25 protein-coding genes are annotated in these 25,698 nt (G+C 72.2%); 18 read left to right on the top strand and 7 right to left on the bottom strand.

Going from position 1 to position 25,698, the window contains the following annotated elements; genetic code table 11:
- Positions 1–33 precede the first annotated feature (33 nt).
- Genes BM127_RS09735 through BM127_RS09700 form a run of 8 tightly spaced genes read left to right on the top strand, consistent with a single transcriptional unit; the run spans position 34 to position 5,479 of the window.
- Complete coding sequence (locus tag BM127_RS09735) at positions 34–822, top strand: DUF4129 domain-containing protein (protein WP_091197892.1); 789 nt, start codon at positions 34–36, stop codon at positions 820–822.
- Positions 822–1,262 carry a hypothetical protein gene (locus BM127_RS09730; RefSeq protein ID WP_091197889.1) on the top strand — a complete coding sequence of 147 codons (441 nt, stop codon included), beginning with the start codon at positions 822–824 and terminating at the stop codon, positions 1,260–1,262. Before BM127_RS09735 ends, BM127_RS09730 begins: the two co-directional genes overlap by 1 nt.
- A complete protein-coding gene (locus BM127_RS09725) occupies positions 1,249–2,232 on the top strand; it encodes an AAA family ATPase (RefSeq protein ID WP_091197886.1) in 984 nt (327 codons plus the stop codon). Before BM127_RS09730 ends, BM127_RS09725 begins: the two co-directional genes overlap by 14 nt.
- Positions 2,229–3,503, top strand: a complete 1,275-nt coding sequence (locus BM127_RS23000; protein ID WP_091197883.1) for a DUF58 domain-containing protein — start codon at positions 2,229–2,231, stop codon at positions 3,501–3,503. The genes BM127_RS09725 and BM127_RS23000 overlap by 4 nt, the downstream gene beginning before the upstream one ends.
- A complete protein-coding gene (locus tag BM127_RS09715) occupies positions 3,500–3,985 on the top strand; it encodes a hypothetical protein (RefSeq protein ID WP_091197880.1) in 486 nt (161 codons plus the stop codon). The genes BM127_RS23000 and BM127_RS09715 overlap by 4 nt, the downstream gene beginning before the upstream one ends.
- Entirely contained in the window at positions 3,982–4,326 is a 345-nt protein-coding gene (locus BM127_RS09710; protein WP_091197877.1) for an MGMT family protein, read from the top strand. Before BM127_RS09715 ends, BM127_RS09710 begins: the two co-directional genes overlap by 4 nt.
- A 5-nt stretch (positions 4,327–4,331) precedes the next feature.
- Positions 4,332–5,000, top strand: coding sequence for a lysophospholipid acyltransferase family protein (locus tag BM127_RS09705; protein WP_091197875.1), 669 nt, complete (start codon positions 4,332–4,334; stop codon positions 4,998–5,000).
- A 5-nt stretch (positions 5,001–5,005) separates the two neighbouring features.
- Positions 5,006–5,479, top strand: coding sequence for an NUDIX hydrolase (locus tag BM127_RS09700; protein WP_091197872.1), 474 nt, complete (start codon positions 5,006–5,008; stop codon positions 5,477–5,479).
- A gap of 53 nt (positions 5,480–5,532) precedes the next feature.
- Here the strand turns inward: BM127_RS09700 and BM127_RS09695 are convergent, their stop codons facing one another.
- The 3 genes from BM127_RS09695 to BM127_RS09685 are packed head-to-tail and all read right to left on the bottom strand — an operon-like array spanning position 5,533 to position 9,157.
- A complete protein-coding gene (locus BM127_RS09695) occupies positions 5,533–6,918 on the bottom strand; it encodes a YlbE family protein (RefSeq protein ID WP_091197869.1) in 1,386 nt (461 codons plus the stop codon).
- Positions 6,915–8,417 (bottom strand): FdrA family protein, encoded by a 1,503-nt coding sequence (locus BM127_RS09690; RefSeq protein WP_091197867.1) that lies wholly within the window; start codon positions 8,415–8,417, stop codon positions 6,915–6,917. The genes BM127_RS09695 and BM127_RS09690 overlap by 4 nt, the downstream gene beginning before the upstream one ends.
- Positions 8,414–9,157 carry an oxamate carbamoyltransferase subunit AllH family protein gene (locus tag BM127_RS09685; RefSeq protein ID WP_198554411.1) on the bottom strand — a complete coding sequence of 248 codons (744 nt, stop codon included), beginning with the start codon at positions 9,155–9,157 and terminating at the stop codon, positions 8,414–8,416. Before BM127_RS09685 ends, BM127_RS09690 begins: the two co-directional genes overlap by 4 nt.
- A gap of 81 nt (positions 9,158–9,238) precedes the next feature.
- Between BM127_RS09685 and BM127_RS09680 the strand changes: the two genes are divergently transcribed.
- The gene (locus BM127_RS09680; RefSeq protein ID WP_091197864.1) at positions 9,239–10,495 is read left to right on the top strand and encodes a PucR family transcriptional regulator; all 1,257 of its coding nucleotides are present in this window, start codon (positions 9,239–9,241) and stop codon (positions 10,493–10,495) included.
- Between the two features lie 53 nt (positions 10,496–10,548).
- Here BM127_RS09680 and BM127_RS09675 read toward each other — a convergent pair whose 3' ends face one another.
- From BM127_RS09675 to BM127_RS22995, 3 genes are all read right to left on the bottom strand, one after another.
- Positions 10,549–10,944, bottom strand: coding sequence for a hypothetical protein (locus tag BM127_RS09675; protein ID WP_091197862.1), 396 nt, complete (start codon positions 10,942–10,944; stop codon positions 10,549–10,551).
- 142 nt (positions 10,945–11,086) lie between these two features.
- Complete coding sequence (locus BM127_RS09670; RefSeq protein ID WP_091197859.1) at positions 11,087–11,536, bottom strand: GNAT family N-acetyltransferase; 450 nt, start codon at positions 11,534–11,536, stop codon at positions 11,087–11,089.
- Complete coding sequence (locus BM127_RS22995) at positions 11,536–12,222, bottom strand: GNAT family N-acetyltransferase (RefSeq protein WP_269213498.1); 687 nt, start codon at positions 12,220–12,222, stop codon at positions 11,536–11,538. The genes BM127_RS09670 and BM127_RS22995 overlap by 1 nt, the downstream gene beginning before the upstream one ends.
- Between BM127_RS22995 and BM127_RS09660 the strand changes: the two genes are divergently transcribed.
- From BM127_RS09660 to BM127_RS09635, 6 genes are all read left to right on the top strand, one after another.
- Positions 12,221–13,642 carry a uracil-xanthine permease family protein gene (locus BM127_RS09660; protein WP_198554413.1) on the top strand — a complete coding sequence of 474 codons (1,422 nt, stop codon included), beginning with the start codon at positions 12,221–12,223 and terminating at the stop codon, positions 13,640–13,642. The two genes, BM127_RS22995 and BM127_RS09660, sit on opposite strands and share 2 nt — an antisense overlap.
- 7 nt (positions 13,643–13,649) lie before the next feature.
- A complete protein-coding gene (locus BM127_RS09655; protein ID WP_091197856.1) occupies positions 13,650–14,492 on the top strand; it encodes an FAD binding domain-containing protein in 843 nt (280 codons plus the stop codon).
- Positions 14,489–15,004, top strand: a complete 516-nt coding sequence (locus tag BM127_RS09650) for a (2Fe-2S)-binding protein (RefSeq protein ID WP_091197853.1) — start codon at positions 14,489–14,491, stop codon at positions 15,002–15,004. The genes BM127_RS09655 and BM127_RS09650 overlap by 4 nt, the downstream gene beginning before the upstream one ends.
- Positions 15,001–17,415, top strand: coding sequence for an aerobic carbon-monoxide dehydrogenase large subunit (gene cutA, locus BM127_RS09645; RefSeq protein WP_091197851.1), 2,415 nt, complete (start codon positions 15,001–15,003; stop codon positions 17,413–17,415). Before BM127_RS09650 ends, cutA begins: the two co-directional genes overlap by 4 nt.
- A gap of 77 nt (positions 17,416–17,492) precedes the next feature.
- Positions 17,493–18,137: an SRPBCC family protein gene (locus BM127_RS09640; protein WP_091197848.1), complete on the top strand. Its 645-nt coding sequence runs from the start codon at positions 17,493–17,495 to the stop codon at positions 18,135–18,137.
- Positions 18,134–19,528, top strand: coding sequence for an amidase (locus tag BM127_RS09635; protein ID WP_091197845.1), 1,395 nt, complete (start codon positions 18,134–18,136; stop codon positions 19,526–19,528). Before BM127_RS09640 ends, BM127_RS09635 begins: the two co-directional genes overlap by 4 nt.
- Before the next feature lie 405 nt (positions 19,529–19,933).
- On the opposite strand, the gene BM127_RS09630 is transcribed toward BM127_RS09635, so the two are convergent.
- Positions 19,934–20,704, bottom strand: coding sequence for a FlgD immunoglobulin-like domain containing protein (locus tag BM127_RS09630; RefSeq protein WP_091197843.1), 771 nt, complete (start codon positions 20,702–20,704; stop codon positions 19,934–19,936).
- Between the two features lie 123 nt (positions 20,705–20,827).
- Between BM127_RS09630 and BM127_RS09625 the strand changes: the two genes are divergently transcribed.
- From BM127_RS09625 to BM127_RS09615, 3 genes are read left to right on the top strand one after another with little or no spacing between them, the layout of a single operon-like run.
- Positions 20,828–22,972 carry a hydantoinase/oxoprolinase family protein gene (locus BM127_RS09625; protein ID WP_091197841.1) on the top strand — a complete coding sequence of 715 codons (2,145 nt, stop codon included), beginning with the start codon at positions 20,828–20,830 and terminating at the stop codon, positions 22,970–22,972.
- Positions 22,969–24,951 carry a hydantoinase B/oxoprolinase family protein gene (locus BM127_RS09620; protein ID WP_091197839.1) on the top strand — a complete coding sequence of 661 codons (1,983 nt, stop codon included), beginning with the start codon at positions 22,969–22,971 and terminating at the stop codon, positions 24,949–24,951. The genes BM127_RS09625 and BM127_RS09620 overlap by 4 nt, the downstream gene beginning before the upstream one ends.
- 5 nt (positions 24,952–24,956) lie before the next feature.
- Positions 24,957–25,646: an SDR family oxidoreductase gene (locus BM127_RS09615; RefSeq protein ID WP_091197836.1), complete on the top strand. Its 690-nt coding sequence runs from the start codon at positions 24,957–24,959 to the stop codon at positions 25,644–25,646.
- Positions 25,647–25,698: the final 52 nt, after the last annotated feature.

Below are 25,698 nucleotides of genomic sequence, written 5' to 3'. Positions count from 1 at the left end.
GCACGGCGTGACCCGGTGACCTAGGGTCACGCCATGCGTGTGTCTGGGGGGTCATCGCCGGCGGTGCGTGCCGTGGTGGTGACGGCTGCGACCAGCCTGCTGATGGTGCTCGTGGCCTGGGCGACCCTGATCGGACCCGACGAGGTGTTCACCGGTCCAGGAGTGCCCGACCGGACCTTCATCCCGACCGAGCGCACCTGCGTCCCGCTCCCCACGACCGGCGCGGACGGGATCGTGGAGGAGCCGGACAACCCCGACGACCTGCCCTACTGCGACGAGGCGGCCGCGCCGGACAGCGGCACCGCTGAGCCCGCCTCACAGGCACCGCCGCCCCTGTGGCTGAAGGTCCTGGTGTGGATCTTCGTGTTCGTCGGTGCCGCGCTCTTCCTGACGCTGGTCGTCGTCCTCGTGCGGATGGCCTGGACGCAGGCCGGTCCGCGGAAGAGGCGCGACGCGCGCGAGGAGGTCGCCTTCACCGCCCTCGGCGAGCCCGCCCGTCTGGCGCGCGAGATCGCCGCCGACGCGGGTGAGCAGGACGCCGTGCTGCGCGAGGGGGACCCGCGCAACGCCATCGTCGCGGCCTGGCAGCGCTTCGAGGTGCAGGGCGACGCTGCCGGGGTCGGGCGCCAGCAGTGGGAGACCTCCTCCGAGTACGCCCTGCGGATCCTCGACCTCGTCGCGGCCGACGCCGGAGCCACCCACCGCCTGGCCGCCCTCTACCGCGAGGCCCGGTTCTCCGACCACCCGATCACCGAGGACCACCGCACCCAGGCGCTCGACGCCCTCGCGACGATCCGCCGCAGCCTGGCGGTGCGCGCCTGATGTGGAAGGTCCTGACCCGCACGTGGCGCAACCGGCTCCTCGTCGGCGTCGTCATCACCGCCGTCTCCTACGGCTTGGCGGTGCTGCTGCGACTCGGTCCCCAGCCGGTGCCGTTCGCCGTCGCCATGGCTGTCGTCCTGTCGCTGATGTGGCTGGCCCTCGACCTCGTGGAGGAGGAGCCCGTCGCGTGGGTGCCCGCCATGCCGCGGACGAGCGACCGCGTCGACGAGGCCACCAACGACCTGCGCATCCTGACCAGCCACCAGCAGGCGAGCTCGCCCTCCGAGGCGGTGCGCGACCGGCTGGTGGCGCTCGCCCGGGCCCGGGACGTCGAGCTCGCCGAGACCCTGCACCACGAGCTCGACGCCGTACGACGCCTGTCGCCGGCCGAGATCGACCGCATCCTGACCCGAATCGAGGAAGCCCGTGACCGAAGCTGATCACCGTGTGGAGGCCGCGAGCGTCGCGTCGTTCGCCGAGAACGTCCTGGACGAGGTCGGTCGCGCCGTCGTCGGCAAGCGTGACGCACTCACGCTCGTGCTGGCGGGCATCCTGGCCAAGGGTCACGTGCTGCTGGAGGACTTCCCGGGCCTGGGCAAGACGCTGGCGGCGCGGTCGTTCGCCGGCGCGCTCGGGCTCGACTTCGCCCGTGCGCAGTTCACCCCGGACCTGCTGCCGGCCGACCTGACCGGGTCCTACGTCTACGACCAGCGTCGGGCCGAGTTCGACTTCCGGCCCGGTCCGATCTTCGCCGGGTTGCTCCTGGCCGACGAGATCAACCGCACCCCGCCCAAGACCCAGGCAGCGCTGCTGGAGGCCATGCAGGAGGGCCAGGTCACCGTCGAGGGCCAGACGCACCGGCTGCCCAGCCCGTTCCACGTCCTCGCGACCGCCAACCCGGTCGAGTACGAAGGCACCTACCCGCTGCCGGAGGCGCAGCTCGACCGGTTCCTGCTGCGCGTCGCGTTCGGCTATCCCGACGCGGGCGAGGAGTACGACGTGCTCCGCCGGCGGCTCGAGCGCCAGCGCGAGGAGGTCGACATCCAGCAGGTCACCGACGCCGGCGGCCTGGCCGCGGTGCAGGCGGCTGTCGAGCGGGTCGCGGTGGACGAGTCGGTGGCGCGCTACTGCGTGGCCCTCGCCGCGGCGACGCGCACCCACGCCGACGTGCTGACCGGGGCCTCGCCTCGCGGCAGCCTCGGCCTGGTGCTGACCGCCCGCGCGTGGGCAGCGATCCGCGGACGCGACTACGTCGTGCCCGAGGACGTCAAGGTCGTGGCCCGAGCAGTGCTGGCCCACCGGATCACGGTCAAGCCCGACCTCTGGATGACGCAGGCGTCGGGCGCCCGGGTCGTCGAGTCGGTGATGCACACGGTCGAGACGCCGCGCGCGCTGGAGTCGCGGCGGTGAAGGCCTGGCGGCCGACGCCGTCCCTCGTCCGGGCCTGCCTCATCACCCTCGTCGGCCTGGCCGGCGGCGTGGTGGCGGGCCTCGACGTGATGGTGGTGCTGGCTGCCCCGTTCGTCCTGCTGGCGGTGACGGGGCTGGTGGGCCGTCCGCGCCACGGGCCGGTGATCCGCACCCAGATCGACCACCACCGCCTGCACGAGGGCCAGGGCGCCTCGTCGCGGCTGGTCGTCGACGACCTCGCCGGCGTCGAGCACGTGACCCGGGTCGCCGCTCCTGCGCCGCACGTCGCCACGCGCCCGGCCCACGGTGCCGTCGGCGCGCTGGTCGACCGCGACCTGCCCGTCCTCGAGTTCAGCCCGCGCCGTTGGGGTCGCCGCGTCATCGGCGCCGAACGGGTGGTGCTCACCAGCGCCTGGGGCGGCTGGCGCTGGGGTCCGGTCGACATGCCCGAGCACGGGCTGAGCGTGCTGCCGCAGATGGCGCCGTACGACAGCCGCGCGGAGGTGCCGCAGCCCGACGGCCTCGTGGGCCGGCACCGGTCGCGGAGGCTGGGCAGCGGCACCGAGTTCGAGGGGATCCGGCAGTTCGCCGCCGGCGACCGGCTCAAGCGGATCAACTGGCCGGTCTCCCTGCGCACGGGTGACCTGCACGTGGTCACCACGCGCGCCGAGCAGGACGCCGGGGTGTGGCTGGTCGTGGACGGCCTGCGCGACATCGGCGTGTCCGGCGGCATCGACGGTGCGTCGAGCTCCCTCGACCTGACCGTCCGCGCGGCGGCTGCGCTGGCCGAGCACCACATCCGCACCGGGGACCGCGTCGGGTTGCTCGTGCTGGCCTCCGACCCGGTCCGCGTCCGCCTCGGCACCGGAGCCCGCCACCTGCAGCGGCTGCACGGCACGCTGGCCCGGGTCCGCACCGACATGCGCAGCGCCGCTCCGGAGCGGCTCGACCTGGGATCGACGGCGGGCAGCGTGGTCCACGTCCTCTCGCCGATGCTCTTCACGCCCCTCGTCACGGCGACGGCCAGCCTGCAGCGCCAGGGCGCGTCGGTGGTGGTCATCGACACGCTCGGTGAGCGGGAGCCGGGTCCGGACCGGCTGGCGCTGTCGGCCCTGGCTGCACGGATGCAGAAGATCGAGCGCGACGACCGGCTCCAGCAGCTCGCCGCACTCGGGTGCCCGGTCGTGCCCTGGCGGGGTCCCGGCACCCTCGACACGGTCCTGCACCAGCTGGCCCGACGTGCCCAGGTGCCGAAGGTGCGCGCGCGATGACGCCGACCGCCTGGGTGCTCCGAGCCGTGCTCTTACTGCTGCCGTGCGCGGCGCTGGCCCTCGCCCTGCCCGAGCGGCCCCACCCTCTGGTCATCGCCGTCGTCGTCCTGTGCTCCGCGTGGTGGGCGTGGTCCCCCGACCACCTCGCCGGCATGGTCACGCTCGCGACGGTCATCGCCTGGTGGACCGTCCACGACGTCGTCGACTGGCGGATCCTCGTGGTGAGCGTGCTGCTCGTCGGGGCGCACCTCCTCGCGACGGTGCTGTCCTACGGTCCCGACGTCATGGCCGTCGACCGGCACCTCGCCGTGGTGTGGGTCCGGCGTGGGCTGCTCACCCTGGTGCCGCTCCCGATCACGTGGGTCGCGCTGCGCGGCCTGGACGCCGACCAGGCCCCGTCGTGGGTGTGGATCGCGGCCGCGCTGACGGTCGTCGTGATGGTGGTCGCGACCCTGCGGCTGACCCAGCCGGTGGACGAGTGAGCGGCCCGGCCGCGTCGGCGGAGGAGCGCGAGCTCTACGCCGAGCTCGTCCTGCAGTGCGCCGAGTCGGTGCCGCGCGGACGCGTGACGACGTACGGTGCCATCGCCGACGTGGTCGGGGAGAGGCTGGGCCGCGGCGGTCCGCGGCTGGTGGGGAACGTGATGGCGCGCCACGGCGGCGCCGTGCCGTGGTGGCGCGTGGTCCGTGCCGACGGCTCGCTGCCGCCCTCGCACGACGACGAGGCCCGTCAGGCGTACCTCGAGGAGGGCACGCCGCTGCGGGCCAGCGGTGCGGTCGATCTGGGACGTGCGTTCTGGGCGCCGACCCTCCGTGCACAATGAGCGCCATGCTCTACTCGGTCGCGCACACGGTCATCCCACCGCTCGCGCGCGCCGTCTGGCGTCCCACCGTCGAGGGCCTGCACCACGTGCCGACGTCCGGTCCGGTGATCGTGGCGAGCAACCACCTCTCGTTCTTCGACAGCGTGGTCATCCCGGTGGTGGTGCCGCGCAAGGTCGTCTTCCTCGCCAAGTCCGACTACTTCACCGGCACCGGCGTGAAGGGCACGCTGACGCGGGCCTGGTTCGAGGGGCTCGGCATGCTGCCGGTCGACCGCGACGACACCAAGGCCGCCATCGCCAGCCTCGACACCGCTCTCGAGGTGCTCCGCAACGGGGAGGCGTTCGGCATCTACCCCGAGGGCACCCGCTCGCGTGACGGCCGAATCTACCGCGGCCGCACCGGCGTCGCGCACCTCGCGCTCACCGCCGGCTGCCCCGTCGTACCGGTCGGGCTGGCGGGCACCGAGGACATCCAGCCCGTCGGTTCCAACCGGCCGCGCCGCGCGAAGGTGTCGGTGCGCTTCGGTGCGCCGATCACCGTCGCAGGGGAGTACGACGGCGTTCCCAGCGGGCGGGCCCGACGCGAGCTCACCGACCGGATCATGGCCGCGATCGGCGACCTGACCGACCAGGAGCCGGCCGGGATCTACAACGAGCGGCCCGCTGAGGCCTGAGGACCGTGTCTGTCGACCGGTCCGTCATCCGGGTGAAGGCGATGCTCGTGGCCCTGGGTCCCGATGGCACCCGTCACGCGGTGAGCCGCAATCCGCCGACGCGGGAGAACCCGGACGGCTACCACCGCCTCGTCGGCGGCAGCGTCGAGCTCGGCGAGACCCATCGTGCTGCCATCGAGCGCGAGGTGGGTGAGGAGCTCGGGGCGACGATCGACGACCTCACCTTCCTGGCTGCCGTGGAGAGCATCTTCCAGATCAACGGCGTGCTGGGACACGAGATCGTGTTCCTCTACTCCGGACGGCTCGACCCGCAGCCAGTGAGCTCCGGAGCGACCCTGACGGAGAGCGACGGCAGCGTCGTACCTGTGGTGTGGCTCCCTCTGAACGACGCCGACCCCGTGTTGCCTCTCTACCCCGCCGCGGTGGCTCCGTGGATCACGGGGTTACCTGGACGGGCCTGGGCTCCGCCGCCGGGGTAGTCCAGTGGGAACCGGTCGTACGGACGGCCTCAGGCCAGCCAGTTCGGACTGGACTACCCCGACGCTCGGGCCGCCAGTGCTGCCAGCGCCTTCGGGAAGATCTCCGCAGGCGGGGTGACCAGCCCGGCGCCGACCTGGCCGACGCCCGCGACGCGACCGGCCATGCCGGTGTTGATCTGGGGCAGGATCCCCGTACGACACACCTTTGACACGTCGATGCCCGTGGGCGTGCCCTGGAACTCCAGGACGGGCACCGACCAACGCGGGTTCTCGGCGAGCGTGATCTCGTGCATCCGGCGGGTGGTGGCGAGCGCGTCGGGGACGGAGCCACCGACGAGGCGGACGATCGCAGGCGCCGTGGCCATCGCGAAGCCGCCGATGCCCGCGGTCTCGGTGATCGCGGAGTCGCCGATGTCGGCGTTGGCGTCGTCCGGGCCGTAGTCGCCGAGGAAGAGGCCCTCCGCCACCTGGGCGGGGCCGGTGAACCACTCGTCGCCGGTGCCGGAGACCTGGATGCCGAAGTCGGTGCCGTTGCGAGCCATCGCCACGACCATCGTCGAGCCGGGGACGTCGCGACCGGCGTCGAGCGCCAGCTTGCAGGCGGGCATGGCGAGGTTCAGGAAGAAGTGGTCGTTGCCGCCCACGAAGCGCAGCGCCTCGGCCACGTCGGACGAGTCGAAGCCGCTGCTGACCATCGCGGGGGCGAGGTCGCGCAGCAGCATCAGGGTGCCGGCACGGTTGCGGTTGTGGGCCTCGTCGCCCATCTGCAGCATCTGGGTGAGGACGCCGGTGACGTCGGTGGCCTCGGGGGTGCCGCGCACCGCCGCCTGCAGCAGCGGGCCGAGCACGTCGCCCATCCAGCGCAGCCGGGTGAGCACCTCGGGGCCGTACGCGCCGTAGCGCAGCACCTTGCCGAGGCCCTCGTTGAGGGAGCAGTACGTCCGCCTGCCGGTCGCCCTGTCCTCGAGGACCCACATCCACATGGACGGCGTGACCACCCCGGCCATCGGGCCGACGGCGCTGCGGTGGTGGCACGGCTCGAGGCTGACGGCGCTGCCGGACTCGAAGAGGGCGACCGCGTCCTCGGGGTCCTCGACGAGCCCCTCCAGCGCCGCGCCGCCCATGAGGGCGCCACGCAGCGGGCCGGAGGTGCGGGCCCACTCGATGGGCGGGCCGGCGTGGAGGAACTGGCCGGCCTCGAGTCCCAGGACCTCGGAGGCCGGGGCCACGTCGACGAGGTGGGCGGTGACGCCGAGGATCGCCTCGACAGCCCTGCGGTTGGCCTCGGGGCGGCGCGGGTCGGTGGCGACCGTGGCCAGGTGTTCGTGCGTCCCGGGCATCGGGGGACGCCAGTCGACGCGCTCGACGCCGACGGCCTGGCCTGCCACGGCGTCGGCGAACATGCCGGCGCCGACGGTGACGACAGTGGGCTCGCTCATGCCTGGAACGCTCCGATCAGGGTGAGGGCGCGGCGCGTGGCGGCCGCGTTGGAGAGGTGCACCTCGGCGCCGGCGGCGACGAGGGCGTCGCGCTGGACGTCGAGGCCCTGCGGGTCGAGGTCGGTGCCGATGAGGCTCACGATCACCGGGACCGGCCGGTCGGCCCGGGCGGCGGCGATGGCGGGCGCGAGCATCGCCGCCGGGTCGGGTTCGGCTCCGTGGCCCAGGACGAGGTCCAGCAGGATCACGCCGGTCGCCGGGTCAGCGGCCGCCCGGGCCAGCTGCTCGTTGCGCAGCGTCGGGTCGATCATCGGGTGCGCGCGGCCCTGGGTGAGGGCGTCGTCGCCGAAGTCGACCATCGAGTGGTCGTCGACGAGGAGCTCGTCGGGAGCCAGCGCCAGGTCGTAGGAGAGCGGGATGTTGCTGCGGATCGGGCCGAGCACCTCGGTGGCCATCAGCATCGCCTCGTCGCACAGCGTGCCGCCGACGAAGAGTCCGCGCAGCAGGGGGCCGGTCGCCGCGCCGGAGCTGTCGGCGCCGTGGACGGGCCACTCGGGTGCGGCGTGGCCGAGCCTGGCCAGCACGGCCTCGGCGACGGAGGTCAGGTCGCGCTGTCCGCGGCCGAGCAGGCCCAGCTCCACCGGAGTGTCGAGTGCCTCGGCCTCGCGGCCCAGCTGCTCGGCGACCTCCGGAGCAGGCGGCTTGGAGACCACGACGACGAGGTCGACCTCGGTGTCCGCGTCGAGCCTGCGCAGCGCCTCGCGGGTGGCGAGGCCGCCCACCGCGGAGGACAGGTCGCGCCCGCCGACTCCGAGCGCGTGGCGTACGCCGACTCCGTCCAGCGTGGCGCCCGCGTGGTGCAGCAGGACGAGGAGCTGCTGGCAGCCCGTGCCGGACGCGGCGACAAGGCCGATCCGACCCGGGCGAACGGCATTCGCGAAGCCCAGCCCGACGCCGTCGAGGAGGGCGGTGCCGCAGTCGGGTCCCATCACGAGGGCGCCGCGGGTGGCGGCGTACGTCTTGAGCGCGACCTCCTCGGCCACCGGGACGTTGTCGCTGAAGATCATCACGTCGCGGCCGGCCTCGAGCGCGTCCATCGCCTCGACGGTGGCGCTGGCGCCGGGCACGGAGACCAGCGTGATCGCACGGGGTGCACTGCGACGCAGGGCGGAGCCGGTCGTCCGCGGTGCTGCCACCGTCGCGTCGCCGGACGACGGCCGGACCGGGACGAGTGCGGCGTCGACGGCTGCAAGGGCGCTCGCGACGTCGGCGTCCTCGTCGAGGCGGAGCGCGACGACCATGTCGTTGGGGGAGGAGGGCGGCACGGCGAAACCCATCCCCTCGAGGACCTCCAGGTTGAGGCCGGTGGCCATCGCCACCTGGGCGGCCACGACGCCGGGCGCGGCCTGCACGGCCCGGCTCACCTGGAGCAACGTGACCGAGTCGGCGTAGGCGCCGCTGCGGAGCTCGATGTGGTCCTTCGTCTGTGGGGTGGTCATGCGGCTCTCCCGGGGTGGTCGCGGTCGGTGATCGAGGTCAGGGCGAGGCCGGCGCCCGCGAGCATCCCTGCTCCCGAGGTGGCGCCGACGGCCAGCAGGGCCTCGGCGGTGGTGTCGTCGGGCTCGGCCAGCCAGGCGCCGAGCTCGGGCAGCACCTCGCCCCGGAGGGCGCAGTCGAGCAGGGTGGCGGACAGCAGCGTGGTGAGGGCCAGCCGGCGGCGTACGGCGGCCGCGAGCACGTGGTCGGGGCGGCCGGCGGCGAGGCGGGCGGCGAACCAGCCGGCCAGCACGTCGTCGCCCAGCGGCGTCAGCCCCGGCCCCCGGCCGAGCAGCCGGTCGAGGTGCGCGACGGTCAGCCGGCCGTCGGCGGGCAGGACCAGTCCGGCGGAGGACGTCATGCACCTCGCGCGCTCGGACCCGCGATTGCCATGAACTGCCAGGGCGGGTGCCGAGACGTCGGCGAGGCGGGTGATGCGGACCTGCTCGTGGCCGAGGTGCAGGGCGCCGGACTCGACGCGGACGGCAGCCCGGCCGAGGTCGGTGAGGTCGGGGATCGTGGACCAGAGCGCACACGGGACCCGGGTCGCGCTCGCCGAGACCAGCCCGAGGCACCAGCCGTCGAGGTCGATGTAGATCGCGCTGGCACTCGCGTGGAGGACCTGCCGGGGACCGTCCGTGGCAGCGGCCAGGCGTTCGCGGACGCGGGTCGGCGCGGCCACCTGGATCGGACGGGAGATCACTCCCCAGACGCTAGCGGCCCGTGGCACACTCTCGAATGTGAGAACTTGTCCAAGGAAGTAGGAGAAGTGGGCCAAGACTTGATGAACGACCCCGAGGCGGTCGCCGCGCTCGAACGGGCCGACGCCCTCCACACCGCGCTGACGCACATCGTGCTCGAGGGTGGTGACCTGGCGCGGATCGCCGAGGCGGCGGGGGACGCGCTCGGCTACGGGGTCGTCTTCACCTCGACCGACGGTCGCGAGCGCGCGGCGCACCTCGACGAGGCCCAGCGGGCAGCGCTGGCCGACGCCGACCTGCTCGACCCGACCGGTCGCCTGCGGGTGGAGCGGATCGACCCGGACGGGACGCGGGTCGGCGACGGAGAGGCACTCGTACGCCGCGTGGTGGCGGCCGGTGTCGACCTCGCGCGCCTCGTCGCGCTGCGCCCCGACGGCCGGATCCACCCCTCCGACGTCCACGCCCTCGAGCGCGCTGCCATCGTCGCTGCGCTGCTCGTGACGCGCGTGGAGGCGATCACGGCGGTCGAGAACAAGTACCAGGGCGACTTCCTCCGCGACGTCTTCCTCGGCCGGGCGGGGGAGGAGGAGTACGTCGCCGAGCACGCGCAGGCGTTCGGCTGGCACCTCGACCGACCGGTGATGGTCGTCGTCGCGGTGCTCGAGCCCGACGCCATCGCCGCCCTCGCCCCGACGCCGGAGGACCGACGGGCGTGGCAGGACCGCTTCGCCCACGCCTGGCGCCAGGTCGCCTCGACGGTCGACGGCAGCATCGCGTCGGTGGCCTTCAGCCGGGAGGTCGTCACCCTCGTCCCGGTCGATCCCGCGCTGGACGGCGCCGCGAGCCACGTGGCCGTGGACCGGATCATCGGCGGCGTGCGGGGCGACCGCGGTGGCGGTCGGATCGCGTTCTCGGCCGGCGTCAGCCGGGTCGCCACCAGTCTCGGCGAGCTGCCGGAGGCGTTCCGCCAGGCCCAGCGAGCGGTCGAGATCGGCCGACGGGTGCACGGCGCGGGGTCGGTGACCCGCTTCGACCAGCTGGGGCTGCACCGGCTGCTCGCGCTGGTGCCCGACGGCGCGGAGTTGTCGTCGTTCGCGTCCGACGTGCTCGGCCCGCTCGCCGAGCGGACCGCGGAGGCGGCCGACCTGCGCGAGACGCTGCAGGTGCTGCTCGACACCAACTTCAACGTGGCCGAGGCGGCCCGCGCCCAGTTCTTCCACTACAACACGATGCGCTACCGCGTCGGCAAGCTGCAGCGGATCCTCGGGCCCGTCGCGACGGACCCGCACCTGCGGCTCGACGTCGCGGTGGCGTTGCGGGCGCTGGAGATCGTGGGCTGAAGCCCTGCCGTGCGGGTCGGTGGCCACCGACCCGCACGTGCCCCGAAGGGGGATCAGGCCGGGACAGGAGCCTCGGTGGTCTCCAGGGTCTGGCAGGCGGTCAGGCGCTGCTGCGCCTTGGCCAGGCGCTGCTGCTGAGCGCGCTTGGTGACCTGGGTGTCGTCACGGTCCTGCTTGGCGTCGGCGAGGGCGCGTCGGGCGGCGGCCTTCTCGCGGCCGGCCGACGCCTCGACGACGACCTCCTTGGTCTTCTCGACGCGCGCCTGCTGCCGCGCGAAGACAGCGGTGACGCGCTCGAGGGCTCCCTGCGCCTTCTCGACCTGGGCCTGCTGCTGGGCGCACGGGTCGGTCGCCGTGGTGTCGTCGGCGTGGGCGGCGGCGCTGAAGGCGCCGGCAAGGGTGATCACTGCGGTCGCGGTGAGACCGGCGATGCGGGAGGAGCGGTACATGTGGATCCTCACAGTTGCGGCGCGGCGCCGATCGCCACACCTGTCGGAACCTTCAGCGCCGGGTGGAGCCTGCGCGTTACGCCCAACTGCGGAAGATCTTCGACAGATCTTGATCTTCTACTGGTCCCGCGTCGGCCGAAGGTCAGAGCGACCTCTCGAAGAAGATCCGGGTGAACCCGTGCTCGCTCGCGCGGTGGGTCTTGACGTAGCCGATCCGTTCGTACAGCTGCTGGTTCTCGATCATGGTCTCGTGCGTGTAGAGCCGGACACGGGAGCGTCCGGCGTCGACAGCGCGCCTCTCGGCCAGCGTGAGCAGGGCGCGTCCGACGCCGATGCCGTGGTGCGAGGGCAGCACGGCGACGTTCTCAAGGACCATCGCGTCGCCGTCGTCGACCAGCAGCAGGAAGCCGACGACCTCGTCGTCCACCGTGGCCACCCAGGCCTCGCTCTCCGCGACTGCGGCCGCGTAGTCGGTGTCCATCGGGCCGGGGCGCATGCCGCCCATCCGCGGGAGGTAGGGCGCGTACGCCAGCTCGGCGACGTGCTGGAGCCGTGGCACGTCGGTGGCGGTCGCGCGCCTGAGGTCCACCATCACCCCGGCTGCCGTACGCCGAACCACTGCTCCGCGCCGAACTCCTCGAACCGCGCGACCTCGGTGAAGCCGAGCCGCGCGGCCAGGCGCAGCGAGGCGAGGTTGGCGGTCTGGGTGCACACGAGCATCGGCTCGGCCAGCCGTGCGTCCGCCCAGCCGAGGATCGCGTCGCCGGCCTCAGCGGCGTACCCGAGCCCCGAGGCGGACACCGGCGCCACGTAGCTGAGCTCCAGGTCGACGCCGTCCGCGACGAAGCCACCGGGGCGCTGGGGGTCTCGGCGGCCCAGGCCCATCCATCCGACGAACACGCCGTCGTGCTCCATCACGAACTGGCCCGGCCGGTCGGCGGGGACAGCCGGCATCGCGGCGTCCAGCTCGGCCCGGTCCTTCCCGCCGCCGAGGTGGAAGTTGACCGCATCGCTGGAGCCGAGGTCGAGGAAGTGCGCGCGGTCGCGGGGGCCCGCAGGACCAGCCGAGCCGTGCGGATCGGGGTCGGCGGCCAGCCGGCGACGCTGAGCGGGAGACCCATGTCGCGGAGCGTACGAGGCGCGGCACCGACCCGCCAGAGAACTTGTCAGCCGGTGCGGCGTTCCTTCGGCAGATGTCGCCAGTGAGGGTGTGTGATCCGGAGCACTAGTTTGAGTTTTCTCGGGTACCCACCCCTGCAAAATCTGGAGGTTGCACATGTCGATGTTCAAGTGGGACGTGGTCGATCCCGCGCCGGGCGAGGTGGTGCTTCCGCACCAGCGCCTGCCGTGGGGCAAGACCATCGGTCTGGGTGCCCAGCACGTGGTGGCGATGTTCGGTGCCACCTTCGTCTTCCCGCTGGTCATGGGGCTCGACGCCAACCTCGCGATCATGTTCTCGGGCCTCTGCACGATCCTGTTCCTGCTGATCGTCCAGAACAAGGTGCCCAGCTATCTCGGCACCAGCGCGTCGTTCGTCGCCTCGGTCGCCGCGATCCGTGCGCTCGACGAGGGCAACGACTCGTCCTACGTCACGGGCGCGATCCTGGTCGGCGGCCTCGTGCTCGCCGCCGTGGGCGTGCTCATCCACTTCGCCGGCGCGGAGCTGATCCACCGGATCCTGCCGCCCGCCGTCACCGGTGCCGTGGTCATGCTCATCGGGTTCAACCTCGCGCCGGTCGTGGCCGGCATCTACTGGCCGCAGGACCAGTGGGTCGCGCTGCTGACGGCCGCCTTCATGGTCTTCGCCGCCGTCGCGCTGCCGGGCTTCTGGTCGCGGATCGCGGTCTTCCTGGCGCTCATCTTCGGCTACGTCCTGTCGTTCCTCGCCGACCTCGTCCTCGGCCCGATCACGTCCGTGCTGGGCGGCGCCACCGAGGCCACCGAGCACGACCGCGTCTCGTGGGCCGGTGTCGAGGCGGCCAGCTGGATCGGCCTGCCGAGCGGCACGCTCGCCGACGGCGTCTCCGTGGTCCACGGCCCGTCGTTCTCGCTCACCGCCATCCTGCTGGTCCTGCCCGGCGTCATCGCCCTCGTCGCCGAGAACACCGGTCACGTCAAGGCCGTCGCCGAGATGACCGGCGAGAACCTCGACCCCTACATGGGGCGCGCGATCGGCGCCGACGGCCTCGCGACCGCCTTCGCCAGCGCGTTCGGCGGCTCGCCCACCACGACGTACGCCGAGAACATCGGCGTCATGGGTGCCACGCGGGTCTACTCGACCGCTGCCTACTACGTCGCCGCGGCCGTGGCGATCCTCCTCGGGCTCTGCCCGAAGTTCGGCGCGATCGTCAACGCAACGCCCGGCGGCGTGCTGGGCGGCATCACGGTTGTCCTCTACGGGATGATCGGACTCGTGGGTGCCAAGATCTGGGTGGAGAACAACGTCGACTTCGGCAACCCGGTCAACATGGTCGGGCTCGCTGCGGGTCTGATCGCCGGCATCGGCGGGGTCACCCTCACGTTCGGTGACGATTTCGAGCTCGGCGGCATAGCGCTCGGCACCATCCTGGTCATCGCGTTCTTCCACATGGTCAAGGGCCGCGGCGGCGACGGGGCGGGCGGCGTGACCCGCAACCTCAGCCACCCCGAGGGGGACACCGGCGACGCCGGCGCCCACAAGAGCTCCGGAGAGGCGTAGCAACACCGTGAAGCCCGCACCCTTCGCCTACCTGCGTCCCACCACCCTCGAGGAAGCCCTCACGGCCCTCGCGGGGGAGCCGGGGGCGAAGGTGCTGGCCGGTGGCCAGTCCCTGGTGCCGCTGCTGTCCATGCGGCTGGCCGCCCCGTCGATGCTCATCGACATCAACGCCCTGCCGGACCTCGGCCACGTCACCTGTGACGAGGCCGGGGTCCGGATCGGGGCCCTCGCCCGCCACGCCGAGGTGCTCGCCTCGGTCGAGGCGGCGGCGTCCCAGCCGCTGATCGCCCGCGCGCTGAGCCACGTCGCGCACCCGACGATCCGCAACCGCGGGACCACGGTGGGCTCGCTGGTGCATGCCGACGCCGCTGCCGAGATGCCCATGGTGCTGCGCCTGCTGGAGGGATCTGTGGACGTCGCGTCGGTGCGCGGCCGTCGTACGATCCCGGCAGCGGAGCTGTTCGCCGGCCCGCTCGAGTCGACGCTGGCCCACGACGAGGTCGCCGTCGAGGCCTTCTTCCCCGCGCTGCCTGCCGGTGGCGGGATCGGGTTCGAGGAGATTGCGCGACGCCACGGCGACTACGCGCTGGTCGGTGTGGCCGCCGTCGTCACGATCGCCGACGGCGACGTGGTGGGTGCGCGGGTCGGCTTCGTGTCGGTGAGCGACGTCCCCGTCGTCGTCGACGTCACCGACCACCTCGACGACCCGGCAGCTGCCGCCCTCGCCGAGCTCGACCCGGCCGAGGACATCCACGCCAGCGCCGACTACCGCGCGCACCTGGTCAAGGTCCTGACCCCGCGGGTCCTGGCGGACGCCATCCACCACGCACGCACGAGGAAGCAGGCATGAGCGAACAGGTCCACGATGTCCGGCTGCACGTCAACGGCTCCGTCCACGAGGTGCAGGTGCCCGCGCGACGCCTCCTGTCCGACGCGCTCCGCCACGACTGCGGCCTCACCGGCACGCACGTCGGCTGCGAGCACGGCGTCTGCGGCGCGTGCACGGTCCTCGTCGACGGCCGGCCGATGCGTTCCTGCCTGATGCTCGCGGTGTCCGCGGTGGACTCCGAGATCACCACGGTGGAGGGACTCACCGAGGCCGACGGGACCCCGCAGGGCCGGTTGAGCCCGGTGCAGCAGGCGTTCTCCGACTGCCACGGCCTGCAGTGCGGCTTCTGCACGCCCGGCTTCCTCACCACCATCACCGCCGGCCTGCGCGACAACCCCGATCCGTCCGAGGACGAGGCCCGCGAGATGATCGCCGGCAACCTCTGCCGGTGCACCGGCTACCAGAACATCGTGAAGTCGGTGCTGCGCGCGGCCGAGATCACCGCCGAGATCGAGTCGGGGGAGCGCACATGACCACCAAGCTCTTCGGCACCAAGGTCGCCCGCGTCGAGGACCAGCGGTTCCTCCGCGGCCAGGGGCGCTACGTCGACGACCTGCTCACCGACGACCCACGGCTGCTGCACGCCGCGGTGCTCCGCTCGCCGCACGCACACGCGCGCATCACCGACATCGACGTCTCCGACGTGCTCGACGTCGAGGGTGTGCTGGCCGTCTGGACCTACGACGACCTGGTCGACGCGATGGCCGAGCCGCTGCCGCTCCTCATTCCGCACCCGACGCTGACGCACGGACGCACGCAGTACGCCCTGGCGAAGGACGAGGTCAACTACGTCGGCGAGGCGATCGCCTTCGTCGTCGCCGTCGACCGCTACGTCGCGGAGGACGCCGTCTCGCGGATCCGCGTCGACTACGACTACCTCGAGCCCGTCGTCGGGATCGCCGCAGCCCGTGCGGCCGACCGCCTCGTCCACGACGACGTACCCGGCAACATCGGTGCACGGATGGAGCAGGAGACCGGTGACGCGCGTGCCGCGATCGCCGACGCGCCGCACACCCTCACGCTCGAGCTCGACATCGAGCGCTCCGCCTGCACGCCGATGGAGGGCCGCGGCACCGTGGCCCGCTGGGACCCCGACACCTCCCGCCTCACGGTGTGGTCGTCGACCCAGACGTCCACCGGCGTGCGGGGCTGTGTGGCCGCCAAGCTCGGCCTCGACCTCGCCAAGGTCGACGTGATCACCCCCGACGTCGGCGGCGGGTTCGGCGTGAAGATCAACCATCCCTGGCCCGAGGAGCTGCTGGTCCCGCTGGCCGCGATGACGCTGGGCCGGCCGGTGAAGTTCACCGAGGACCGACGCGAGCACTTCATCTCCTCGGCCCACGAGCGCGCGCAGGTCCACCACGTCGAGGTCGGCTTCGACGACGACGGTCGCCTGCTCGGCCTCAACGTCGAGTTCTGGCACGACCACGGCGCCTACACGCCCTACGGGCTCATCGTCCCGATCATCACCTCGACGCAGCTGCTCGGCCCCTACAAGCCGCTGAACTACCGCGTCGTCTTCGAGTCGCTCTACACCAACACCGTCATCGTCACCCCCTACCGAGGCGCCGGCCGGCCGCAGGGGTGCTTCGTGATGGAGCGGACGATGGACGCGATCGCGGCCTACCTCGGCAAGGACCGCACCGAGGTCCGCGGCACCAACTTCATCCAGCCCGACGAGTTCCCCTACGAGCACGGCCTGGTCTTCCAGGACGGCCGCGAGCTCACGTACGACTCGGGCGACTACCCGGCCTCGCTCGAGAAGCTCAAGGCGCTGGTCGGGTGGGACGAGTTCGAGCAGTTCCGCGCCGAGATGGCCGCGCAGGGCCGCCGGGTCGGCATCGGGCTGGCCTGCTACGTCGAGGGCACCGGCGTCGGCCCCTACGAGGGCGCGCACGTGCACATCGAGACCTCCGGCAAGGTCAAGGTCGCGACCGGCCTGACCAGCCAGGGGCAGGGCCACCAGACCGCCTTCGCGCAGATCGTCGCCGACACCCTCGGGGTGCGCTTCGAGGACGTCGAGATCACCACGGGCGACACCCGCAAGATGCCCTACGCCGTGGGCACGTTCGCCTCGCGCGCGGCTGTGATGAGCGGGTCGGCGATCCACCTCGCCTCCCTGCGAGCGCGCGAGAAGGCGCTGCGGATCGCGGCCGAGGCGCTCGAGGCGTCCGAGGAGGACCTCGAGATCAACGACGGCGTCGTGTCCGTGCGCGGCACGGACGCCTCGATCGACCTGGGCACCGTCGCCGTCCTCTCCAACCCGCTGCGCTACGCCTTCGACGAGGCGTCCAAGGCTGCCACGCAGTTCTCCGTCGGCGACCCGGGCAAGCCCCCGGTGGCCGAGGACGACGAGCCGGGGCTGGAGGGCAAGGACTTCTACTCGCCCGAGCGCTCCACCTTCGCCAACGGCATGCACGCGGTGATCGTCGAGACCGACCCGGACACGGCCGAGATCACGATCCTCAAGTACGCCGTCGTGCACGACTGCGGCCACCTGATCAACCCGATGATCGTCGAGGGCCAGATCCACGGTGGCGTCGCGCAGGGCGTGGGCGGTGCTCTCTACGAGCGGATGGTCTACGACGAGGCGGGGCAGCTGCTCAACGCCTCCTTCATGGACTTCCTCATGCCCTACGTCACCGAGGTGCCGACCACGATCGACATCGATCACCTCGAGACGCCGTCGCCGCTCAACCCGCTGGGCATCAAGGGCGCGGGGGAGGCGGGTGTGATCCCGTCCGCTGCGGTCTTCGCCGCCGCGATCGAGGACGCTGAGGGCTTTCCCATCACGGCGATGCCGATCTCGCCGTCCGAGCTGTTCGCGCTGCGCCTCGAGCACGCCGACCACACCACAGAAGCCGCCACCATCACCGGTATCTAGGGACGAACTGGTAGGTCGAGGCCGCTTCTGCCCTACCAAGACGTCCCTAGCTACCAGGTCACGAAGGAGAAGCCCGCATGAAGTTCACCGGCGAGAACGTCCTGGCCGCCCCGGTCGGGCAGGCGTGGGACGCGCTGCTCGACCCCGCCGTCCTGGTCCGCACCATCCCGGGCTGCGAGCGGCTCGAGGCGACGGGTGACAACGCGTACGCCATGACGGTGACCGCGGGCGTCGCCTCGATCAAGGGCACCTACGCCGGCTCGTGCGAGCTGCGCGACCTCGTCGAGCACGAGTCGCTGGTGATGAAGCTCGACGGCGCCGGCGCCCCCGGCACGATCGGCGCGACGGTCAACGTCCGCTTCACGCCGGAGGGCTCCTCGACGCGGATCTCCTACGACGCCGACGCCGTCGTCGGCGGCATGATCGGCGGGGTCGGGCAGCGGATGCTCACCTCGGTCTCCAAGCGGATGGCCGGGGAGTTCTTCGGCAACGTCGACGGGGTGCTGGCAAGTGGCGGCGTCGCAGCGGTCCCCTCCGCGGAGCCGGGTCTCGCGACGGGCGCCAGCGCGCCCTCCTCGACCAGCGGTGGAGCGGTCTTCACGGCGCCGGCCCCGTCTGCCGCCGCGGGCTCGCGCCAGGAGTTCCTCACCGGCGTCGCCGTCGGTGCCGGACTGGTCGTGCTCGGCGTCGTGGTGGGCGGGATCTTCGGTCGTCGGCGATGACCGACCTGACCGTCGACTCCACCGCCCGCGCCCAGGCCGCCGCCGTACGGGCGAGGGACATCTCCGCGCGCGAGCTGCTCGAGCTGCACCTGGACCGCATCGCCGAGCGCAACTCCGAGCTCAACGCGATCGTCTCGCTCGACGAGGACCGCGCTCGCGCGGCCGCAGCCTCGGCCGACGAGGCACTGGCGTCCGGCGACGAGGTCGGTCCGCTCCACGGCCTGCCCTTCGCGGTGAAGGACACCCACGCGTTGGACGGGTGGCGGACGACCTACGGCTCGCCGATCTTCGCCGACTCCGTCGCGGACCACGACGACCTCCTCGTCGAGCGGATCCGCCGGGCCGGCGCTGTCTTCGTCGGCAAGACCAACGTGCCTGAGTTCGCCGCCGGGTCGCACACCTTCAACAGGGTCTTCGGCGTCACCCGCAACCCCGTCGACCCGACGCGCTCCGCCGGCGGGTCCAGCGGGGGAGCTGCGTGCGCGCTGGCGTCCGGCATGGTGCCGCTGGCCGACGGCTCGGACATGGGCGGGTCCCTGCGCAACCCGGCGTCCTTCTGCGGCGTCGTCGGGATGCGCCCGTCGCTCGGGCGGGTGCCCGAGTGGCCGCTCTACAACCAGTGGGAGAGCACGTCGGTCGGCGGGCCGATGGCGCGCAACGTCGGCGACCTCGCCCTCCTCCTGTCGGTGATCGCGGGTCCGGACCCACGCGCCCCCCAGGCGCTCGGGGACGCGGGATCAGCCTTCGCCCCGCCGCTCGCCCCGGCGTCGCTCGCCGGGCTGCGGGTGGCGTGCTCGGTGGACCTCGGCGGCACGCTCGTCGTCGACCACGACGTCGCGGCCGTCGTACGTGCCAGTGCGACGCGGCTCTCCGACGCCGGCGCAGCTGTCACCGAGGCGGCCCCCGACCTGTCCCTGGCGGACGACACCTTCCGCACGTTGCGTGCGTGGCACTTCCAGGCGAAGTTCGCGACGCTGCTCGCCGAGCACCCGACGTCGTTCAAGCCGTCGCTGGAGGCCAACATCCGGGCGGGTGGGTCGCTCACCGGTGCGGACGTCGCACGGGCCTACACCCAGCGAACGGCCCTCTCGGAGACGATGCGCCTGTTCTTCGGCGAGCACGACGTGCTGGTCCTGCCGACCTCGCAGGTGCCGCCGTTCCCGGTGGAGCAGGAGTTCCCCGAGACGATCAACGGCCAGGAGATGCCGGACTACCTGGCGTGGATGCGCTCGGCATGGTTCATCACGGTCACCGGTTGTCCTGCCATCTCGGTCCCGGCCGGCACGACCACCGACGGGCTGCCGATCGGGATCCAGCTCGTCGCGCGCCACGGCGCGGACCGGCAGCTCCTCGAGGTCGCGGCGGCGGTCGAGGCCCTGCTCGCCACCTGACCCGTCGGAGACTCCCAGGGTCGAGGGCGGGACGGGGCTGTGGACAGAGCTGTGCACAGAAGGTGGAGAAGTCAGGCCTTTCTGGGGATGAACCGGCCCTCACCTGGGGACGACGCGCCGGAACCCGAAGTATGTGAAATCTCCTCACCGGTTCCCCTTGCGGTGGGTGTGATCCACGGCATAGAACTCTCCTTACGCAGCCCCGCAAGGGGAGGCGGGATGGCTCCAAAGAGATGGTCCACACGACGCAGAACCAGTTCGCTGGGGACGGGTCGCGGACGCCGGGTGATGCGGCGGCTGGGACCGGACACGAGGGGCGATCGACCGGAAGCATCACCTCGACCGGTCACCCGAAGGGCCCTTGGCGCTCATACCGCCGAGGGCCCTTCACCTATGTGTGGTGCCTCAGGGGGTGACGGTCACCCGGCGTGCCGCGGTGCCGCTGGTGCCGTAGCTGTCGACGAAGTGGGCGACCACGGAATAGGTGCCGGGCGTCGTCGGCGTCCACGACCGCACCGGGTCGCTGAACTCCAGCACGGAGGGGAAGGCCGCGGCGACCGCGGCGCCGCCGCTGTCGGCGTAGACGGTGACGGCGGTGAGGACGGGCCGGGACCGGTCACGACCGAAGGCGTTGCGAGCCTCCAGCCCCTGGCGGGCCGTGAACCGCACGGTGCCCCCGCTGGCCACGGTGGTCCGGTCGACCGTCAGCACGGGGGAGTCGACGGCGGCGCTGGAGTACGTGCGGCGGCTCTTGATGCGCGTCGTGGCACGGTCCCGGCCCCGCGCACCGACGGCGACCACCTCGTCGACGTAGTTCCCGTCGATCACCGCGCGACCGTCGTCGTTGCGGCCGTTCCAGGTCCACACCCGCTTGCCCGCCTTCTCGCTGCCGAGCGACACCCGGCGAGCGACCCACCCCTTGCGCTCGTGACGCACCGTAATCGACACCGCGGCGCGGGTCTCGAGGCGGATGCCGACCTCCACCACGTCCTTGGACCGGTCGTTGTTGGGGGAGAACCAGCGGCTGCTGGAGACCTGCCCCAGCAGGTCGCGGTCGGCGCGGACCTGCGCCTGCACGGGGCTCGCTCCTGCGCCTGCCACCCCGTACGTCGACACCGCCAGCGTCGACACCACCAGCGCCACGGCGCCCACCAGTCCAGCTCGTCTCGTCGTCATGGCCTTGAGACTCCGTCAGAACAGGACAAGGTGCAAACTGTGCAGGATCTGCCGATGAATGCGCGTCTCGTCGGCAACGTCTGCCGTGGTCGGCACCACTCGAACCTCGGTTGAATCGTCCCCATGGCGCACACCCCCCGACGGATCAGGATCGGCATCGACACCGGTGGCACGTTCACCGACGTGGTGGCCTTCGACGAGGACTCGGGGGAGCTGGTCACCACCAAGACGCCCAGCACGCCGGGCAACCCGGCGGACGGCTTCATCGCCGGCATCGAGAAGATCCTCGGGATCGTCGGTGCCGAGGGCAGCGACATCTCGGCGGTCTCGCACGGGACCACCGTCGCGACCAACAAGCTGCTCGAGGGCAAGGTCGAGGCGCTCGGCTTCATCACGACCGAGGGCTACGAGTTCATGCTCGAGATCGCCCGGCAGTCGGTGCCCGACGGCTACGGCAACTCCTACTTCTGGGTCAAGCCCGACCGCATCGTCCCGGCCGACCGGGTCCGTACGGTCGGTGGCCGTCTCGACTTCACCGGCGCGGAGATCCGCCCCTTCGACGAGGACGCGGCCGTCGCCGCCGCGCGGTGGTTCAAGGCCCAGGGGATCGCCACGATCGGCGTGTGCCTGCTCCACGCCTATGCCAACGACGAGCACGAGCTCCGGATGCGCGACATCCTGCGCAGCGAGCACCCCGAGGCGATCGTCTCGATCTCGAGCGAGGTGCTGCGCGAGTACCGCGAGTACGAGCGCGCGATGACCACGCTCGTCGACGCGGCGGTCAAGCCCAACGTGAGCCGCTACGTCACCAACATCTCCGAGCGTCTCGTCGCCTTCACCGGCGGGCAGAGGACGGGCAACGTGATCCCGTTCTACGTGATGAAGTCCAACGGCGGCGTGCTGTCGGCCGACGAGGTCGTCCACCAGCCGATCACCACAGTGCTCTCCGGTCCGGCAGCCGGTGCTCTCGGTGCCGCGCTGATCGCCAAGGTCGCCGGCTTCCCACGGATCCTCACCTGCGACGGAGGGGGTACGTCGACCGACGTGTCGGTCGTGCTCGACGGCGAGCCCACCCTCACCACCGAGGGCACCGTCGGCGCCTACCCGAGCAAGATCCCGATGATCGACGTGGTCACCGTCGGCGCGGGGGGCGGCTCCATCGCCTGGCTCTCCCCGGAGGGCACCCTCAAGGTCGGGCCGCACTCGGCCGGCGCCGACCCCGGCCCGCTCTGCTACGGCAAGGGCGGCACCCAGCCGACCATCACCGACGCCCACGTCACCCTCGGCCGGATCCCTCCCCACCTGCTCGGCGGCGAGATCCCGCTCGACGTGGAGACCGCCCGCGCCGGCATCGCCGACCTCGCCGAGCAGCTCGGCCTCGACTTCGAGACCTGCGCCAACGGCATCCTGGAGATCTCCGCGTGGAACCAGGCCAACGCGCTGCGCCAGGTCAGCGTCAAGCGTGGCCTCGACGTCCGCGACTTCATGCTGACGACCTTCGGCGGCTCCGGCTCGCTGCTGGCCTGCCGGCTCGTGGACATCCTCGACCTCGCCGGCGTCGTCGTGCCCCCCAACCCGGGCAACGTCAGTGCCTTCGGCCTGCTGACCGTCGACGTCAAGAACGACTACGTCCAGACCCACGTGGCCAAGGAGTCCGCGCTCGACCACGCGGCGGTCCAGTCGATCCTCGACACCCTCACCGACCGGGCGCGCGAGGCGCTCGGCAAGGAGGGCTTCACCGAGGCCGAGCACCAGTTCCAGCGCACGATCGACGTGAGGTACGTCGGCCAGGCCTACGAGGTCCGGGTCGCCGCCCCCGAGGGGGTCGTCGACGACGCGTACGTCGCGCAGGTGGCCGATGACTTCCACGCCGACCACCGCCAGCTGTACGGCTACGACTTCCGCGGCGACGCGACCCAGGAGGTCGAGTGGGTCAACCTCCGCGTGACCGGCATCGGGCCGATCACGCGTCCGGAGATCCCGAAGCTCCCACCTCGCGAGAGTGGTCTCGATGCTCAGGCGCCAGGGCGCCCTCGCACGTCAACCAGCGAGAACACGCGCCCCGTCTGCTTCGACCCGGCGGTCGGCTACGTCGACACCCCGGTCATCTGGCGTGGCACCCTCGGCGCCGGGGACACCTTCACCGGCCCCGCCATCGTCGAGGAGTTCGGCTCCACCATCCCCGTCCACCCGGGTTTCGTCGTCCAGGTCGACGACTGGGCCAACCTCGTGATCCGCAAGGCCAACGACAAGGAGGACGTCGCATGAGCGCCGTCGACCCCGCCTACGTCACCGCGAAGCCGGTCAACCCGGCCGGTCTTCCCACGTCGTACGAGCACGGCAACCGGCTGACGGCCGAGGGCACCTCGGTCGACCCGATCCTCGTCGAGATCGTGCAGGGCACGCTCGCCAGCGTCGAGATGGAGGTGGAGACCGCCATCGGTCGCACCAGCCGCTCGCCGATGATCCGCGACGCCCACGACTTCCGCGCCGGCATCCACGACCGCCAGCTGCGCAAGCTCACCGGCCGCTCCTACAGCGCGCTGGTCCACCCGATCGTGCGCGACTTCCCGCTGGCGGAGATGCGCGAGGGCGACGTCTTCTTCCACAACGACGTCTACGAGTCCGAGGGCGGCATCGGGCACCTGCCCGACCTGTGCGTGACCGTCCCGGTGTTCCACGAGGGCGAGGTGGTCGCCTTCGTGCAGGCCTTCGGCCACCACGACGACATCGGTGGCGCGTGCCCCGGCTCGATGCCCAGCGGCGCGACCAGCGTCTACGAGGAGGGGCTCGCGGTCCCGCCGATCAAGCTGTGGGACGCAGGTGTGCCCAACAAGGCGGCGCTGCGGATCATGACGCGCAACTCCCGGATGCCCGACAGCCTGGCTGCCGACCTCGACGCCGAGTGCTCGGCCTGCCTGATGGGCGCGCGCCGGCTCAGCGAGCTGTTCGCGCGCTACGGCCGTGACGCGATCGAGACCGCGTTCGACGCGATCCTCGACACCACCACCGAGACCTACCGGCGCGAGATCCTGTCCAAGATCCCCGACGGCACCTACGTCTGGGAGGACTACGCCGAGCACGACGGCGTCGACGAGCCGCAGCTGCACACGCAGCGGATCACCCTGACCAAGGTCAGCGACGCCCCGGCCGATCCCGAGAACGGCCGCCCGGCGGGACCGCGGCTGATCATCGACTTCACCGGCACCAGTGCGCAGGCCAAGGGCCCGATCAACCACTGCGGCGACTACGTCGGCGGCAACTTCCTCAAGAAGTGGCTCGCCCCGATCCTGCGCAACCTCGCCGACACCCCCGAGCGGATGGCCGAGCTCGATGTGAACGAGGGCATCGTCCCCCTGATCGAGATGCGCTTCCCGGAGAAGGGCACGCTCCTCACGCCGATCCACCCGGGGCCGACCAACGCGCGCACGTTCGTGATCCTGCGGCTGCTCGGCGTGCTCGCCGGCGTGGTGGCCAAGGCGGTCGACGGCAAGATGCCGGCCGACCAGGAGACGATCCGCTACACCGGCGTCTACGGCAAGGACCTCGACGGCAACGACTACCTCATGCGCGAGGTGCTCGGCGGCGGCTCCGGCGGTCGCTACTACGCCGACGGCGAGGACACCATCCACGTCGTCCCCGACTCCCGCAACCTGCCGACCGAGTTCACCGAGTCGCGCTTCCCGTTCATCGTCGAGCGCCTCGGCCTCGCCGTGGACTCCGGCGGCGCCGGCCAGTTCCGCGGCGGACTGGGCTACGAGAAGCAGATCCGGATGCTCAAGGACGCGCACTTCATGTCCATCGCCGACCGCTCGATCCTGGCCTGCTGGGGCGTGCGCGGCGGCAAGGCCGGAGCTCCGTTCCAGGTCGTCATCGACCCGGGTGGCCCCGACGAGCGCGAGGTCGACGCCCTTGCCGACGCCGAGCCGATCCGGGCAGGGCAGGTCGTCCGCATCCGTACGACGGGTGGTGGCGGCTGGGGCGACCCGCTGGCCCGCGACCCCGAGCTCGTCGTGCGCGACGTGGTCTGGGGCAAGGTGTCGGCGGCTGCTGCGCTGCGCGACTACGGCGTCGTGCTGACAGGGTCGCGGGACGCCGGCGACCTCGGCTTCGACGCCTCCGCGACCGAGGTGGAGCGCGCGGGTCGTGCGGCGTGGAGCCGGGAGGACGACGCGTTCTTCGACCGCGGTCCGGGCTATGCGGCCCTCGCCGACGGGGCGACGCACGCGTCCGTCGACCGGATCTGAGCGGCATGGCCGGTCGAGGGGAGTCGGGACCCCGCGTCGCGATCCTCGGCGGCCACGGCAAGACCGGCCGCGCGGTCGGTGAGGCACGGGCCGCCCGCGGTGTCGAGCCGGTGCCGCTCGGACGGGCGGACTGGCCGGACCTCGCAGGGGCCGTCGCCGGGTGCGAGGCGGCGTACGTCATCGCCCCCAACCTGCACCCCGACGAGCCGGCGTACGTCACGTCGGCGCTGAGGGCGCTCGCCGAGGCCGGGGTCGGCCGGGTGGTCTACCACTCGGTCGCCTCGCCCTACGCGCCCTCGATGCCGCACCACCTCGCGAAGGCGCGCAGCGAGGACCTCGTCCGGCGCAGCGGCCTGAGCTGGACGATCCTCCAGCCCGGTGCCTACCTGCAGAACCTCGACCTCACCGGCCCGCTCGAGGTGCCGTACTCCCTCGACGTGCCGTTCGGCTTCCTCGACCTCGCCGACCTCGGTCGTGCTGCCGCCGTGGTGCTCACCGAGCCCGGCCACGGGGGAGCGACGTACGAGCTCGCGACGCGCGTCGCGACCGTCCGCGAGCTGGCCGACGAGGTGGGCGTGGCGGTGACGCAGGTGCCGGACCCGGGGTGGCACCCGTGGCTCAGTGCGATGTTCGCCTACTACGACGTGCACGGGCTGCCCGTCGGGACGCGGGTCCTGGCCTCCCTCCTCGCCTGATCTCCGGACGTCATACGGAGGGGGCAAACGGCTGCCCCCTCCGTATGACGTC

This window comes from Nocardioides alpinus, assembly GCF_900112035.1.
In the GTDB taxonomy this organism is placed as follows: Bacteria; Actinomycetota; Actinomycetes; order Propionibacteriales; family Nocardioidaceae; genus Nocardioides; species Nocardioides alpinus.
This window is presented reverse-complemented; position numbering and strand designations above follow the sequence as displayed.

Bases quoted from the DNA above. Each gene is read 5' to 3' on its own strand.
- BM127_RS09735 (WP_091197892.1), top strand. From the start codon at position 34: ATGCGTGTGTCTGGGGGGTCATCGCCGGCGGTGCGTGCCGTGGTGGTG.
- BM127_RS09730 (WP_091197889.1), top strand. From the start codon at position 822: ATGTGGAAGGTCCTGACCCGCACGTGGCGCAACCGGCTCCTCGTCGGC.
- BM127_RS09715 (WP_091197880.1), top strand. From the start codon at position 3,500: ATGACGCCGACCGCCTGGGTGCTCCGAGCCGTGCTCTTACTGCTGCCG.
- BM127_RS09705 (WP_091197875.1), top strand. From the start codon at position 4,332: ATGCTCTACTCGGTCGCGCACACGGTCATCCCACCGCTCGCGCGCGCC.
- BM127_RS09695 (WP_091197869.1), bottom strand. From the start codon at position 6,918: ATGAGCGAGCCCACTGTCGTCACCGTCGGCGCCGGCATGTTCGCCGAC.
- BM127_RS09690 (WP_091197867.1), bottom strand. From the start codon at position 8,417: ATGACCACCCCACAGACGAAGGACCACATCGAGCTCCGCAGCGGCGCC.
- BM127_RS09680 (WP_091197864.1), top strand. From the start codon at position 9,239: ATGAACGACCCCGAGGCGGTCGCCGCGCTCGAACGGGCCGACGCCCTC.
- BM127_RS09675 (WP_091197862.1), bottom strand. From the start codon at position 10,944: ATGTACCGCTCCTCCCGCATCGCCGGTCTCACCGCGACCGCAGTGATC.
- BM127_RS09670 (WP_091197859.1), bottom strand. From the start codon at position 11,536: ATGGTGGACCTCAGGCGCGCGACCGCCACCGACGTGCCACGGCTCCAG.
- BM127_RS09660 (WP_198554413.1), top strand. From the start codon at position 12,221: ATGTCGATGTTCAAGTGGGACGTGGTCGATCCCGCGCCGGGCGAGGTG.
- BM127_RS22995 (WP_269213498.1), bottom strand. From the start codon at position 12,222: ATGTGCAACCTCCAGATTTTGCAGGGGTGGGTACCCGAGAAAACTCAA.
- BM127_RS09650 (WP_091197853.1), top strand. From the start codon at position 14,489: ATGAGCGAACAGGTCCACGATGTCCGGCTGCACGTCAACGGCTCCGTC.
- cutA (WP_091197851.1), top strand. From the start codon at position 15,001: ATGACCACCAAGCTCTTCGGCACCAAGGTCGCCCGCGTCGAGGACCAG.
- BM127_RS09640 (WP_091197848.1), top strand. From the start codon at position 17,493: ATGAAGTTCACCGGCGAGAACGTCCTGGCCGCCCCGGTCGGGCAGGCG.
- BM127_RS09635 (WP_091197845.1), top strand. From the start codon at position 18,134: ATGACCGACCTGACCGTCGACTCCACCGCCCGCGCCCAGGCCGCCGCC.
- BM127_RS09630 (WP_091197843.1), bottom strand. From the start codon at position 20,704: ATGACGACGAGACGAGCTGGACTGGTGGGCGCCGTGGCGCTGGTGGTG.
- BM127_RS09625 (WP_091197841.1), top strand. From the start codon at position 20,828: ATGGCGCACACCCCCCGACGGATCAGGATCGGCATCGACACCGGTGGC.
- BM127_RS09620 (WP_091197839.1), top strand. From the start codon at position 22,969: ATGAGCGCCGTCGACCCCGCCTACGTCACCGCGAAGCCGGTCAACCCG.
- BM127_RS09615 (WP_091197836.1), top strand. From the start codon at position 24,957: ATGGCCGGTCGAGGGGAGTCGGGACCCCGCGTCGCGATCCTCGGCGGC.